Origin of the sequence: Flexivirga oryzae (genome assembly GCF_014190805.1) — a bacterium.
In the GTDB taxonomy this organism is placed as follows: Bacteria; Actinomycetota; Actinomycetes; order Actinomycetales; family Dermatophilaceae; genus Flexivirga; species Flexivirga oryzae.
This window is the reverse complement of sequence record NZ_JACHVQ010000001.1, coordinates 2,625,363-2,638,399: the sequence shown is the minus strand read 5'-3', so window position 1 is coordinate 2,638,399 and position 13,037 is coordinate 2,625,363. Positions and strand designations below refer to the sequence as shown.

Annotated in this window: 12 protein-coding genes; 5 read left to right on the top strand and 7 right to left on the bottom strand. The window is 70.3% G+C overall.

The genetic code is table 11. From position 1 onward, the window contains the following. Positions 1 to 91: 91 nt before the first annotated feature. Positions 92 to 271 carry a hypothetical protein gene (locus tag FHU39_RS12440; RefSeq protein ID WP_183320667.1) on the bottom strand — a complete coding sequence of 60 codons (180 nt, stop codon included), beginning with the start codon at positions 269 to 271 and terminating at the stop codon, positions 92 to 94. Positions 272 to 401: 130 nt separating this feature from the next. On the opposite strand from FHU39_RS12440, the gene FHU39_RS24260 reads away from it, so the two are divergent. After that, a complete protein-coding gene (locus FHU39_RS24260) occupies positions 402 to 1,055 on the top strand; it encodes a TetR/AcrR family transcriptional regulator (RefSeq protein ID WP_183320666.1) in 654 nt (217 codons plus the stop codon). On the opposite strand, the gene FHU39_RS12430 is transcribed toward FHU39_RS24260, so the two are convergent. Beyond that, positions 1,048 to 2,814 (bottom strand): acetyl/propionyl/methylcrotonyl-CoA carboxylase subunit alpha, encoded by a 1,767-nt coding sequence (locus tag FHU39_RS12430; RefSeq protein ID WP_183320665.1) that lies wholly within the window; start codon positions 2,812 to 2,814, stop codon positions 1,048 to 1,050. The genes FHU39_RS24260 and FHU39_RS12430 overlap by 8 nt on opposite strands. A gap of 93 nt (positions 2,815 to 2,907) precedes the next feature. On the opposite strand from FHU39_RS12430, the gene FHU39_RS12425 reads away from it, so the two are divergent. Both FHU39_RS12425 and FHU39_RS12420 read left to right on the top strand, forming a co-directional pair. Further along, positions 2,908 to 3,762, top strand: a complete 855-nt coding sequence (locus FHU39_RS12425) for an aldo/keto reductase (RefSeq protein ID WP_183320664.1) — start codon at positions 2,908 to 2,910, stop codon at positions 3,760 to 3,762. Between the two features lie 73 nt (positions 3,763 to 3,835). Beyond that, on the top strand, positions 3,836 to 5,035 hold the full coding sequence (locus FHU39_RS12420) for a protein kinase domain-containing protein (RefSeq protein WP_183320663.1): 1,200 nt from the start codon (positions 3,836 to 3,838) through the stop codon (positions 5,033 to 5,035). 30 nt (positions 5,036 to 5,065) lie between these two features. Here FHU39_RS12420 and FHU39_RS12415 read toward each other — a convergent pair whose 3' ends face one another. The 5 genes from FHU39_RS12415 to FHU39_RS12395 form a co-directional block, all read right to left on the bottom strand. Then, the gene (locus FHU39_RS12415) at positions 5,066 to 5,965 is read right to left on the bottom strand and encodes a hypothetical protein (protein ID WP_183320662.1); all 900 of its coding nucleotides are present in this window, start codon (positions 5,963 to 5,965) and stop codon (positions 5,066 to 5,068) included. Between the two features lie 185 nt (positions 5,966 to 6,150). Further along, the gene (locus FHU39_RS12410; protein ID WP_183320661.1) at positions 6,151 to 7,410 is read right to left on the bottom strand and encodes a hypothetical protein; all 1,260 of its coding nucleotides are present in this window, start codon (positions 7,408 to 7,410) and stop codon (positions 6,151 to 6,153) included. A gap of 26 nt (positions 7,411 to 7,436) precedes the next feature. Next, the gene (locus FHU39_RS12405) at positions 7,437 to 8,915 is read right to left on the bottom strand and encodes a VWA domain-containing protein (protein ID WP_343065849.1); all 1,479 of its coding nucleotides are present in this window, start codon (positions 8,913 to 8,915) and stop codon (positions 7,437 to 7,439) included. Beyond that, on the bottom strand, positions 8,899 to 9,798 hold the full coding sequence (locus FHU39_RS12400; RefSeq protein WP_425484778.1) for an AAA family ATPase: 900 nt from the start codon (positions 9,796 to 9,798) through the stop codon (positions 8,899 to 8,901). Before FHU39_RS12400 ends, FHU39_RS12405 begins: the two co-directional genes overlap by 17 nt. A gap of 22 nt (positions 9,799 to 9,820) precedes the next feature. Next, positions 9,821 to 10,219: a MerR family transcriptional regulator gene (locus FHU39_RS12395; protein ID WP_183320660.1), complete on the bottom strand. Its 399-nt coding sequence runs from the start codon at positions 10,217 to 10,219 to the stop codon at positions 9,821 to 9,823. Between the two features lie 79 nt (positions 10,220 to 10,298). Between FHU39_RS12395 and FHU39_RS12390 the strand changes: the two genes are divergently transcribed. After that, positions 10,299 to 11,480, top strand: a complete 1,182-nt coding sequence (locus tag FHU39_RS12390; protein WP_183320659.1) for an acyl-CoA dehydrogenase family protein — start codon at positions 10,299 to 10,301, stop codon at positions 11,478 to 11,480. After that, positions 11,477 to 13,030 carry a carboxyl transferase domain-containing protein gene (locus FHU39_RS12385; protein ID WP_183320658.1) on the top strand — a complete coding sequence of 518 codons (1,554 nt, stop codon included), beginning with the start codon at positions 11,477 to 11,479 and terminating at the stop codon, positions 13,028 to 13,030. The genes FHU39_RS12390 and FHU39_RS12385 overlap by 4 nt, the downstream gene beginning before the upstream one ends. Positions 13,031 to 13,037 lie beyond the last annotated feature (7 nt).

Below are 13,037 nucleotides of genomic sequence, written 5' to 3'. Positions count from 1 at the left end.
CGCGGCGGGAACCGAAAGCGGCGCCACCGCGGTCCCCGTGGGCGGGGACGAGCGCGGTGACGCCGCTGTCCGGGTGGTCCGGACGGAGCTGTCAGTGGCCGAGCGAGAGCTGGGTGTAGTAACGGGCGACCGGCTGCCGCCGTGCGATGCGCCGCTTGCGGTTGGCGCTGAAGAAGCGGGTCAACTCGACGGCGGCGAAGCCGGCCAGCAGCGCGAGTGCGACCGCGTTGATGATCATGAAGCCGATGAAGAAGGCGTTGATGTTGATCATGTCGAACTCCTGGAATCTTGTTCACTACGTCTGTAGTAACTTGAACACTACACCTGTAGAAGACTGCTGCCAAACCCGAGCGGCGTGGTCTCCGTCACATGCAACGGGACCGACGTGAGACAGTGACTGCGTGTCTCCCCGTAAGGCGTCGAAACGACAGGGCACCGGCAGCGGCCCCGAAGGCACCGCCGCGCGTCAGGAATTGTTGCTGCGCAGCGCGATTGCCGTTGTCGGCCGTTCGGGGATGCGTGGGCTGACACACCGCGCCGTCGACCGGGAGGCGGGTATGCCGGAAGGCACCTGCTCGGTCTACTACCGGACCCGGCTGGCGCTGCTGACGGCGCTCGGCGGCTTCGTCGCGGCGGCCCTGCACGCGGACGTGCGCGCCCTGGGCGCGTCGTTGCCGGTCCCGTCGGGCGACGACGGGATCGAGCGGGCCGTCGACGCGACGATCGAGATGTTGTCCCGCTGGTCCGAGCACCCGGATCTGATCGTCACGATGTCGGAGCTCGCCCTGGAAGCGGGTCGCACCCCGTCCCTGAGTGAGCCGATCGTCGCCTGGCGGAACAACCTCACCGACATCGTGGAGACGATCGTGTGTCGCACCGAGAAGTCGGACGCGCGGCTGCGCGCGGAGGCGATCGTGTCCTGCCTCGACGGTGTGGTGCTCAGTGCACTGTTGGCCGTCGCCCCCGAGCACCGGCCGGCCCACCTGCGCTCGATGGTCACGCTCGTGCTGCGTGCCATCGGCGACGCGGACCTGACCGAGTACGGGCTCAGCTGATCGTCGCCAGGACCGCCCCGGCGGGGACCGTCTCGCCGATCGCCGTGGTGAGTCCGGACACGACACCGGACCGGTGCGCGGTGATCGGTTGCTCCATCTTCATCGCCTCGAGCACGAGGACGGTGTCGCCGCTCTCCACCTGGTCGCCGTCCGACACCAGTACCTTGACGATCGTGCCCTGCATCGGGGCGGTCAACGAATCCCCTGACGCCGCAGGGCTGCTCGACGCCGCTCGGGGCCGTTTCGGGGCTGCTCGGCGGGCCGCCCCGGCAGGGGCACCGCCCAGTTGCAGGCCCGCCGGGAGGGTCAGCTCGTGCCGGCGACCGTCGAGCTCGATGGTGAACGTCTGCCGCGTCGCCGGCTCCGCGGCCGTCTCCGAGGCGCCCGTGTACGGCTCGATCCGATTGTCGAACTCGGTCTCGATCCACCGGGTGTGTATGGCGAACGGCGTGTCGTCGTCGGTGGCGAACGCCGGATCCGCCACGACGGCGCGATGGAACGGCAGCACCGTCGCCATACCCTCGACGGCCATCTCGGCCAGCGCCCGACGCGATCGGTCCAGCGCCTGCGCGCGGGTGCGGCCGGTCACGATCAGTTTGGCGAGCATCGAGTCGAACGAGCCGCCGATGACGTCCCCGGACACCACGCCGGAGTCGACACGCACCCCGGGGCCGCCCGGTGCGCGGAAGGCCTCGACCGTGCCGGGTGCCGGCAGGAAGCCGGATCCGGGATCCTCACCGTTGATCCGGAACTCGAAGGAGTGCCCGTGCGGGGCCGGGTCGTCATACCCCAGCTCCTCGCCGGCCGCGATGCGGAACTGCTCGCGAACCAGGTCGATCCCGGTGACCTCCTCGGAGACCGGGTGTTCGACCTGCAGCCGGGTGTTGACCTCCAGGAAACTGATGCTGCCGTCCTGCGCCACCAGGAACTCGCAGGTGCCGGCGCCGACGTAGCCGGCCGCCGACAGGATCGCTTTCGACGCACGCACCAGCTCGTCGTGCTGCGCATCGGTCAGGTATGGCGCGGGCGCCTCCTCGACCAGCTTCTGGTTCCGCCGCTGCAGCGAGCAGTCGCGGGTCGAGACGACCACGACATTGCCGGAAGTGTCTGCAAGACACTGGGTTTCGACATGCCGCGGCTTGTCGAGGAAGCGCTCCACGAAACATTCGCCGCGGCCGAAAGCGGTCACCGCCTCTCGCACGGCCGAGTCGAACAGCTCGGGGATCTCCTCGATCGAGCGGGCGACCTTCAGGCCGCGGCCGCCACCGCCGTAGGCGGCCTTGATCGCGACCGGCAGGCCGTGCTCGCGCGCGAACGCGACCACCTCGCCGCTGCCGGCCACCGGGTCGGTCGTGCCCGGCACCAGTGGTGCCCCCGCCGCGGTGGCGATGTGCCGCGCCTTGACCTTGTCGCCGAGCGAGTCGATCGCCGACGGCGGCGGACCGATCCAGGCCAGCCCCGCATCGATCACCGACTGGGCGAATTGGGCGTTCTCGGAAAGGAATCCGTAACCGGGGTGGACCGCGTCCGCTCCCGAACGCCGGGCCACGTCCAGCAGCTTCGCCTGGTCGAGATAGGACTCGCCGGGCGTCGACCCGCCCAGCGCGTAGGCCTCGTCGGCGACTCGCACGTGCAGCGCGTCCCTGTCCTGATCGGCATACACCGCAACGGATCCGATACCCGCGTCGGCACACGCACGCGCGACACGCACCGCGATCTCGCCGCGATTGGCGATCAGGACCTTCGAGAGGGCAGCCATGCGCAGACTGTAGCCGCGCGGCGTGGTCCGCCGGCGGGTGGTTCGCGGGACCCGGTCGGCATACCGGGCGGGCGGCATGCGTTGACGGGAAGTATGAGCGATCAGGACAACAGCCAGGTGCCCACCGTCGGATTGCGCGGTCAGGACGGCGAGGTGCCGATCCCGCAGCTCGGCTTCGGCGTGTGGCAGGTGCCCGACGAGGAGGTCGCGGCGGCCGTCACGGAGGCGCTGCGAGCCGGCTATCGGCTCATCGACACCGCCGCGGCATACAACAACGAGGCCGGCGTCGGGCAGGCGATCGCCGACTCCGGGCTCGGCGAGGACGACGTCTTCCTGACCACCAAGGTGTGGAACTCCGACCACGGGTACGACGACACGCTGCGCTCCTTCACCGCGTCGCGGGAGCGGCTGGCCCGTCCGGTCGACCTCTACCTGGTGCACTGGCCGGTACCGCAGCGCGGCCGCTACGTCGACACCTTCCGCGCGATCCTGCAGCTGCGCGACGAGGGCAGGATCAAGGTCGCGGGCGTGTGCAACTTCGAGATCGAGCACCTGCAGCACGTCAAGGACGAGCTGGGGGAGTTTCCCGCGATCAACCAGATCGAACTGCACCCGCACCTGCAGCAGGAGGAGCTGCGCGCGTTCCACGCCGCCCACGGCATCGTCACGCAGGCGTGGAGCCCGCTGGCCTCCGGTGGTGACGTGCTGACCGACCCGGTGATCGTCGGCATCGCGGAGCGTCTCGGCCGCACCCCCGCCCAGGTGATCCTGCGCTGGCACCTGCAGCTGGGCAACGTCGTGATCCCCAAATCGGTCACTCCCGCACGCATCGCGGAGAACTTCGCCGTCTTCGACTTCGAATTGACCGATGACGACCTGGCCGCGATCAAGAAGCTGAACAAGGACCACCGCACGGGTCCGGACCCGAAGAAGTTCTCGGCCGGCTGACCGAGGTCGTCGGCGCGCCGGGTCACGGGTGCGGTTCGCCGCCGGCCGGGCCGACCTGGCATCCTGCTGACCCGTGGGAGAGGTGTTCGCGGGCCGCTACGAGCTGATCGACATGATCGGCGAGGGCGGCATGGGCTCGGTCTGGCAGGTGCACGACCGCAAGCACGACCGGATCCTCGCCGCCAAGGTGCTGCGCCAGTCCGACGCCGGGGCACTGTTGCGTTTCATGCGGGAGCAGGGGATGCGCATCCACCACCCGAATGTCGTGACCCCGCTCGGCTGGGCCGGCGAGGACGACCGGGTGCTGTTCACCATGTCGCTGGTCGACGGCGGCGCCGTGAGCGATCTGCTGCGCGACCGGCCCGCGCTGCCGCCGCGGTATGTCGCCGAGCTGCTCCGTCAGCTCCTGCAGGCGCTGGAGGCCGTCCACGCCGCGGGCGTCATACATCGCGACGTGAAGCCGGCCAACCTGCTCCTCGCGGCGACGGGTGCGGCCCGGCCGCACCTGATGCTCACCGACTTCGGCATCGCCGTGCCGGTCGCCTCACCCCGCATGACGACGACGTCCGTCGTGCTCGGCACCCGCGGCTATCTCGCACCGGAGCAGCTCGCCGGCGCCGATCCGGCGCCCGGTTTCGACCTGTATGCCGCGGGCATCGTCGCGCTGCAACTCCTGACCGGGCACCGGCCGGACCAGATCCGCCGCAGTCGTGACGAGCTGCCCGCGCGGTCGCCGGGTACTCCCGACCAGCTGTGGCGTGTCGTCACCGACCTGGCCGACCCGGACCCGCGGGGTCGCCCGCCGTCGGCAGCGGCCGCCGCACACGCGTTGGAGACCCCCGAGCTGGCCTGGATCGAGCAGCGCGACGTGGTGGTGCCGCGACGCGTCCAGCCGGTGCGTGCCGAGGGCGTCCAGACCGCCGGTGCGACCGTCGCGCCGCCGACCTCGGTCACGCCCGAGCAGCAGCGGGCGCAGGTCACCACGAGGGCGCAGCACCGCGACACGGCCGTCGGCGCACCGGATCCGGTGCGCCGGTCGTCCGGTGGCCGGCGCATCGGGCTCGTCCTGGTGCCGATCGTCGCGATCGCCGCGCTGCTCGGCATCTGGCTGCCGCACTCCTCCGACCAGGGCGACCTGACACCGGGCGGGGCCACCGTCGGCGGCACCTGCCAGTGGCAGGACGCCGGCACCCTCGAGAACGATGCGGCCGGTTCCCGGACGCTGCAGTGCGTCGCGTCCGCCGACGGCACGTACACCTGGCAGAAGAGCTGACCCGTTGCCCGGGGATGCGGTAGCGCTGCGTCAGCCGGGGAAGTGCAGCAGCCACTCATCGGACAGCCGGGGACGAGGCATCCCGAGCGAGGCCATCGCGGAGGTCATGCGCCGCAGCAGCTGGCCTGGGCGGCCATGAATGTCCGTCTTCAGCCCGACCACGAACGTCCACCCCAACCGCTCGATCTCTTCCCGGCGAGCGAGATCCTTGCCCCGTTGCGCCGCATTCGTGTGGTAGTCACCGTCGTATTCAATGGCGAGTCGGTACTCCGGATAGGCCAGGTCGAGGCGGTAGATCACTCGTCCGTTCCGGTCGAGGATCGGATGTTGGACCACCGGTTGAGGCAGCCCGGCGAGCGTCATCAGCATCCGGATCCGGGTTTCGTACGGCGATTCGGCACCGGCCACGACCAAGGCTGCGGCGCGCCGCGCCTTGCGGATGCTGCGGCCCCGCCCAGCGGACGCGGCGCTCCGGAACTCGTCGATCGCAGTCGCGGATTGCTGTGCGATCGAGTCGCCGAAGACGACCAGGTCCACCAGGGGCCAGCGCGATGCCAGGTCGATGAAGGTCTGCGGCAAGGTCGTCACAGGGAAACCTCGGGCGTGCGTCGTCGGCACCCGGTCCAGGTAGCGGTGCACCACCAGGCCCGGCAGCCGGACCCGCCGGTCGTCGGGGATGCCCAGGTGCAACGCGTCGGTCGTCGGTGTGATGCCGCCGTGCAACTCGGCCGCGGAGTCGTGCGTGAAGAACGCGTCCGAACCGACCAGCCCGAGCGCGGCCCGACGCAGATCGTCCCGGGTGGTTGCACGGTCGCCGCTGATCCACTGTCCGCGCAGCACGCGCCGGTAGTGGCGCCGCAGATCGGCGTCACCCAGCCCGGCGGCGAGTGCGTCGGCGCGACTGATGGGAAAGCTCGCGTCGGTTGCCATGCGCGAAGCCTGGCAGCACGGCATACCCTCGTGCATTTCGTTGTCCACAGGCGTGGGGTGGCGTTCCGGCCGGCAGCCCGTGATTTCCCGCCCAGTGGTCACCTACCGACGGGTATTGTCGGTCTACTCGTCGGTAGGTGACCACTCGGCGTGGCCGGGGTGCGCCACGACGCCGAGGTATGACGTCAGGCGCGCCGGCGCAGCAGGATCGCGACGGCCGCGGCGGCGAGGACCAGCACCACCGCCGTGCCGCCGATCCGCAGCAGCGTGGTGCTCGACGAGCCGGAGCCGGTGCTGCCGCCCTGGCTCAGCTGCGTGGCCGGGGGAGCGGCGACCGCGGTGCCGGCGGTGTCGACATACGTCGGGCCGGAGCTGGGGGTGCCGGTGACCTCGATGTTGAGGCGGGCGGGCAGCCTGAAGCTCGGCGGTGGCGCGTCCTTGTCGTCGTCGGCGGCGGCACGCACGACGACGTAGTACCAGCCGGCCACCGTCGTCCACTGCGCGTGGTTGGCTCCGACATCACCCGCGTCGCCGTAGTCGACCGACCGGTTGGCGGCCGAGACCGGGGCGGTGTAGGTCCCGGCCGTCTTCTCCGTGCCGTCCTGCTTGTAGAGGTACGAGGTGCGGCTGCCGCCGCCGACGGGGGCCCACTGGGGGCTGAAGGCGTCGATGACCAGGTCGAGTGAGGCCGGCGGCGCGACATTGGTGCCGTTGCGCGGGGCGTCGATCGACGCCGCCAGCCGTTGCCCCCACCCGACCCGGACCCGGGCAACGCCGATGGTGCCCGGCTTGAGCGTGACGGGGTAGCTCTTCCCGGCCGTCAGGGTCGTGGGTGCGTAGAGCTTGTCGCTGAGGGTGATGTTCGAGTCGGGTGTCGACCGGCTCGGCGCCTTGATCTCGTCCTGCGCGCTCTTCGGTGCGGGTGCTCCGGCGTTCTTGACCTTCGGCTCGGTGGTGACGACGAACTGCAACGGTTTCGGTTGCGCGGTCGCCGTTGCGCCCGAGGAGTCGTCGTCGGCGGTGAGCTCCAGGATCAGGTGGGTGGCGGACTTGCAGTCGTCCGACAGGTAGCTCTGGCGTTTGGTCTCGGTCGCGTCGGCGGAGACGAACGTGTAACCGGTCACGTCGTGACTGAGGGTGGTGGTGCCGCTGGAGCAGGTCGTCTCGCCGTCCGCCGTCGTGAGCGACGCGTGGACGGCGCCGAAGATCGCGACCGCGACCGAGCCGCCCTTGGGCCGGGTGATGGAGGCGTAATGCTCCGTCTCCCCGGTCGGTGCCGTCGTCTGATAGACGCCCGGAGCCAGTTTCGGCGCGTCACCCCGGGCGGTCGTCAGCTGGACGGCGGCGGGTGCACCGGGCTCGGTGTCGGTGGCGTACGCCGCGGGCGCCGCGGCGCCGAACAGCAGTGCGGCACCGACGGCAGCGGCAGTGACTCGAAAAGGCATGGTGGCTGTCAGTATGCCGAAACGGCTCACGTGGGCAGAGTGTCGGCCACGAAGTGTCGCAGTTGCTCCAGGTTGCGGCACTCGTGCATCGGCACGATGTTCGCGTAGCGACGGACCTCCGAATCACCTTGGTACCAGAGCAACCTCGGCTCCGGGTTGAGCCAGGCGAGGTGACGGGCACGATCCCTGATCTGCTCCAGGTCGGCGACGCCGGGGTCCCCGAAGTTGTTGCGCGCGTCACCGAGGATGAGCACCGTCGTGCGCGCCGTGATCGCGTCCAGGTGTCCGCGGACGAAGGTTCGTAGTGCCCAGCCGTAGCTGGAGCTGGTGCCCCGCCGGATCAGCGCCGGGGTTCCCAACGCCCAACTGGTCAGCGAGGTCCCCGCGGGCAACTCCCGTACGACGTCGGTGATCTCCGCGGTGCTGCTGACGAAGCCGAAGACCCGCACCCTCCGGAAGTGCTGACGCAGCGCCTGCATCAGCAGCATGGTGAACGTGGAGAAGCCGCCGACCGAGCCGGACAGGTCGGCGAGCAGCACCAGGTCCGGTCGGTGCGGGGCGCGGTGCCGGTAGGCCGGCTTGACCGGAACACCGCCGGTCGACATCGACGCGCGCAGCGTGCGGCGGATGTCGATGCTGCCGCGCCCGGCACGCTCACGCGCGGTCAGCCGCGCCGCGAGCTTGCGTGCCAGCGGGTCGATCTCGCGCTCCAGCTCGGCCAGCTGCCGCTCGCCGGAGCTGATGAAGTCGCGCCGCCGCAACGACGACGGCACGGCGAGCCGGGCCAGCCGCTCCCGGTCGTGCAGCTCCGCATTGCGGCGGCGGGTCTCGGCGGTCACCCGGTCGCGGAAGCGGTCCACGCGACGCCGCAGCTCGTCCCGGTCGAAGCGGTCGCTGAGCTGTTCTGGCCGCACCGACGGCCGGTCCCACGGGTTGGTCGCCCACGAGGTGTCTCCCGAGCCGGCCGCGGGCGCCATACCCCCGGAGCCGGAGGCTGCCGCGTTGCCCTCGCCGCCTGCACCCTCCTGGGTCGCGCGCACCTGCTGGTGCGCCGCGGCGACGGCGCGTTGCGGGTTCAACGCATCCAGCGTGCGGGCCGCGCTCCAGCCCCGGTCGGGCCGATCCGGGTCGACCCTGCCGAGCAGTTCGACGGAGGCGGCGGCCAGCCGCTCCAGCGCCGCGTCGTCGCCGGCCGCGAGGGCATCGGCGAGTTCGTCGAGCAGGGTTGCCCCGTCGATCCCCTCGGTGGTCGTGCGGGTGCCGACCGCCGCCGGGAAGAAGATGTCGAAGAGCTGGTCGAACGTCCCCCGGTCCTCGGCCCGGCGGACCATCGCCGCGGCGATCCCGCTGCGCAACCGTTCCCGGTGCTCGAAGCCGAGGGTCGCGGCCACCCGAGCGGCATCGGTGACCTCGCTGGGTCCGACCCGTATGCCGTGCGCGCGCATCGCCGACCCGAGGCCGATGAACCGGCCGGTCAGCGGGGAGGACTCAGCCGGCGAGTTCACGATCGAGGTCGAGCTTGCGGTGCGCGAGCTCGATGTCGCCGGTGTGCTTCAGGACGACGCCCAGGGTGCGTCGGACGGTCTCCGGATCGAGCTCCGCCGTGCCGAGGCTGAGCAGGGTGCCGGCCCAGTCGACGGTCTCGGCCACCGACGGAGCCTTGCGCAGCTCGAGGTCGCGCAGCGCGCCGACCAGCCGCACGACGGATGCGGCGAGCGCGTCCGGAAGCTCGGGCACATGCGACTGCACGATCCGTTGCTCCAGCTCGGCGGACGGGTAGTCGATGTGCAGGAAGAGGCAGCGGCGGCGCAACGCCTCGGACAGCTCGCGGGTCGCGTTGGAGGTGAGCAGCACCAGCGGTCGATGCCGGGCGCGCAGCGTGCCGAGTTCGGGGATGGTGACCTGGAACTCCGACAGCAGCTCCAGCAGCAGACCCTCCATCTCCTCGTCGGCCTTGTCGATCTCGTCGACGAGCAGCACGACGGGCGCCTCGCTGCGGACCGCGGTCAACAGCGGTCGGGCGAGAAGGAACTCCTCGCCGAAGATGTCGCTGCGCAGCTCGTCCCACTCGGCCCCCTGCTCCGCGGTGATCCGCAGCAGTTGCTTGGCGTGGTTCCACTCGTAGAGTGCCCGCGCTTCGTCGACGCCCTCGTAGCACTGCAGGCGCACCAGCCGCCGATCGAGCGCTCCGGCCACCGCCGACGCGAGCGCGGTCTTCCCGACGCCCGCCGGGCCCTCGACCAGGATCGGGCGCCCGAGCGCCGCCGCCAGGTAGACGGTGGTCGAGATCTCCTCGGACGGCAGGTAACCGGTGCGCTGCAGGGCGCCGGACACCGCCTCGACGGAGTCGAAGGCCGGAGCGATGGGCGCGTTACTCACACGTAGCACGCTAGTGCAGCCCGTGGCATCGTCACGCGCCCCGTAGGTCGCGCAGGTCCGCGTGACAGCGATCCTCGACCTCCGCGAGGTCGCGCAGCGTCTGCTCGATGTCGGCGCGGCGTTGCTCGAGATCGGCACGCCGCGCCGCGATCTGGTCCAGCAGATAGACGAGCTGGCCCTCCTCGCCCGGTGTCTCGTCATACATGTCGATGATCGTGCGAATCTCCTCCAGCGGGAATCCGATCCGTTTACCTCGCAGGATCAGCGCCAGGCGGGTCCGGTCGCGCCGGTGGAAGACCCGCGCGGTGCCGCGTCGCTCGGGGGAGATGAGCCCGAGCTCCTCGTAGTGCCGGATCGTCCGATGGGTGACGTCGAATGCATCGGCGAGCTCGGCGATCGTCCAGGTCTCCTGCTCGTCCGGGGTTGTCATGTCGTCCATCGTGCTTTACGTTTACGTCAACGTCAAGCATGCGGGCTTGGCGCACGAACCCCAGAAGGACCGGCCAAAGATGTTCGAGTTGACCCCTGAGCACGAGGAATTCCGTCACCTGGTGCGCGATTTTGCCGAGGGCGAGGTCGCACCGCACGCCGCGGAGTGGGACAAGGAGCACCACTTCCCGACCGAACTGGTCCCGAAGATGGGCGAGCTCGGCCTGTTCGGGCTCGTCGTGCCCGAGGAGTATGGCGGGGCAGGTCTCGACGAGGGCGGTTTCACCTACCTGTGCCTGGCCATCGAGGAGCTGGGTCGCGTCGACCAGTCGATCGGCATCACGCTGTCCGCCGGGATGGGCCTGGGGATCAACCCGATCCTCACCTACGGGTCGCAGGAGCAGAAGCAGCGCTTCCTGCCCGACCTCGTCGCCGGTCGTACCCTGGCCGGCTTCGGCCTGACCGAGCCGGACGCCGGGTCGGACGCCGGAGCGACCCGCACCAAGGCCGCTCTCGCCGACGGCCGGTGGACCATCAACGGCGCCAAGGCGTTCATCACCAACTCCGGCACCGACATCACCTCGGTCGTCACGGTGACGGCACGCACCGGCACCGACGACAAGGGCCGCGCCGAGATCAGCGCCATCATGGTGCCCTCGGGCACGGACGGCTTCACCGTCGAACCTGCCTACGACAAACTCGGCTGGCACACCTCGGACACCCACGGCCTGACGTTCACCAACTGCGTTGTGCCCGAAGACAATCTGCTGGGGGAGCGGGGCGCCGGTTTCAAGCAGTTCCTGAAGACACTGGACGACGGCCGCATCGCGATCTCCGCGCTCGCGGTCGGTCTCTCGCAGGCCTGCCTGGAGGCGGCCACCGAATACGCCAGGACCCGCACCGCGTTCGGCAAGCCGATCGGCGTCAACCAGGGCGTCTCGTTCCAGCTGGCCGACCTCGCGGTCATGGTCGAGGCGTCCCGGCTGCTCACCTACAAGGCGGCGTGGCTGAAGGACGAGCTGGAGGCCGGTCGCCGGTCCGTCGACGAGGTGAAACAGGCGGCGTCCCGGGCGAAGCTCTACTCGACCGAGTCCGCGGTCACCGCGACCCGCATCGCCACCCAGATCTTCGGTGGCAACGGCTTCATGGAGGAATACCCGGTCGCCCGGTTCTACCGCGACGCCAAGATCCTGGAGATCGGTGAGGGCACCTCCGAGGTGCAGCGGATGGTGATCGCACGGGGCCTAGGCTTGGGCGCGTGACGGCTGAGGAGGGCGACCCGCGCGTCGCCGACGTCCGGGCGCGGTTGACGGCCGCCCACGAGGCGTCGCAGACCCTGTCCGAGAAGGCACGCGCCAAGCTCGACGCGCAGCACAAACTCTATGTGCGTGACCGGATCGCGCTGCTGTTCGACGAGGGCTCGTTCGTGGAGGACGGTCGTTACGCCAACGCCGTTGCGGGCGATCTGCCCGCGGACGGCGTGGTGACCGGACGCGGCACGGTCGACGGCCGCCCGGCGATCGTGGTCGCCAACGACCCGACGGTCAAGGCGGGGTCCTGGGGTGCGCGAACGGTCGAAAAGATCGTCCGGGCCACCGAATCCGCCCTGCGCGAGGAGTTGCCCGTCTTCTGGTTCGTCGACTCGGCGGGCGCGCGCATCACCGACCAGGTGCAGCTCTTCCCGGGCCGGCGCGGCGCGGGCCGGATCTTCCACAACCAGGTCGCGCTGTCCGGCAGGGTGCCGCAGATCTGTTGCCTGTTCGGTCCGTCCGCTGCCGGTGGCGCCTACATCCCGAGCTTCACCGACGTCCTGATCATGGTCGAAGGCAACGCCTCGATGTACCTCGGCAGCCCGCGGATGGCGGAAATGGTTGTCGGGGAGACGGTTTCGCTCGAAGAGATGGGCGGTGCCCGGATGCACTGCACCGTCTCCGGTGTCGGCGACCTGCTCGCGCAGGACGATGCCGAGGCCATCGAGCTGGCCAGGCTCTACTTCTCCTACGTGCCGTCCACCTGGCGCGAGCGGCCTCCGGCATACCTCGGCGAGGAGCCCGCAACGGCCCTCACCGAGCACACCGTGCCGGAGCTCGAGAGCCGGCCGTTCGACATCCACACCGTGATCGACGGCCTCGTCGACGACGACTCGTTCTTCGAGCTCAAGCCGCTGTTCGCGCCCGAGCTGGTCATCGGCTACGGCCGCATGGACGGCAGAACCGTTGGCATCGTTGCCAACAACTCCGCCGCCAAGGGCGGAGTGCTGTTCACCGACAGCGCCGACAAGGCGGCCCGGTTCATCTGGACGTGCGACGCCTACTCGATCCCGCTGATCTACCTGGCCGACGTTCCGGGCTTCATGATCGGCTCCGAGGTGGAGCGGGGCGGCATCATCCGGCACGGCGCGAAGATGGTGTCCGCCGTCGCCGAGGCGACCGTCCCGCAGTTCTGCGTCGTGGTTCGCAAGGCGTACGGCGCGGGCCTGTACGCGATGTGCGGACCCGGTTTCGGGCCGGACGCGACCATCGCCCTGCCCACCGCGCGCATCGCGGTCATGGGGCCGGAGGCGGCGGTGAACGCGGTGTATGCCGGAAAGATCGCGGCCATCGACGACGACACCGAGCGGGCGGAGTTCGTGCAGGCGCGACGCGACGAATACCTCGAGGACGTCGACCTGGAGCGGCTGGCGTCCGATCTGGTCGTCGACAGCGTGGTCGAGGCGGCCGAGCTGCGCACCGAGCTGTTGCACCGCCTGGCCTACGCCGCCCGGCGCGACCGCGCCTTCAGCGAGCGCCGCCGCGCCATACCCCCCACATAGGCAGTGC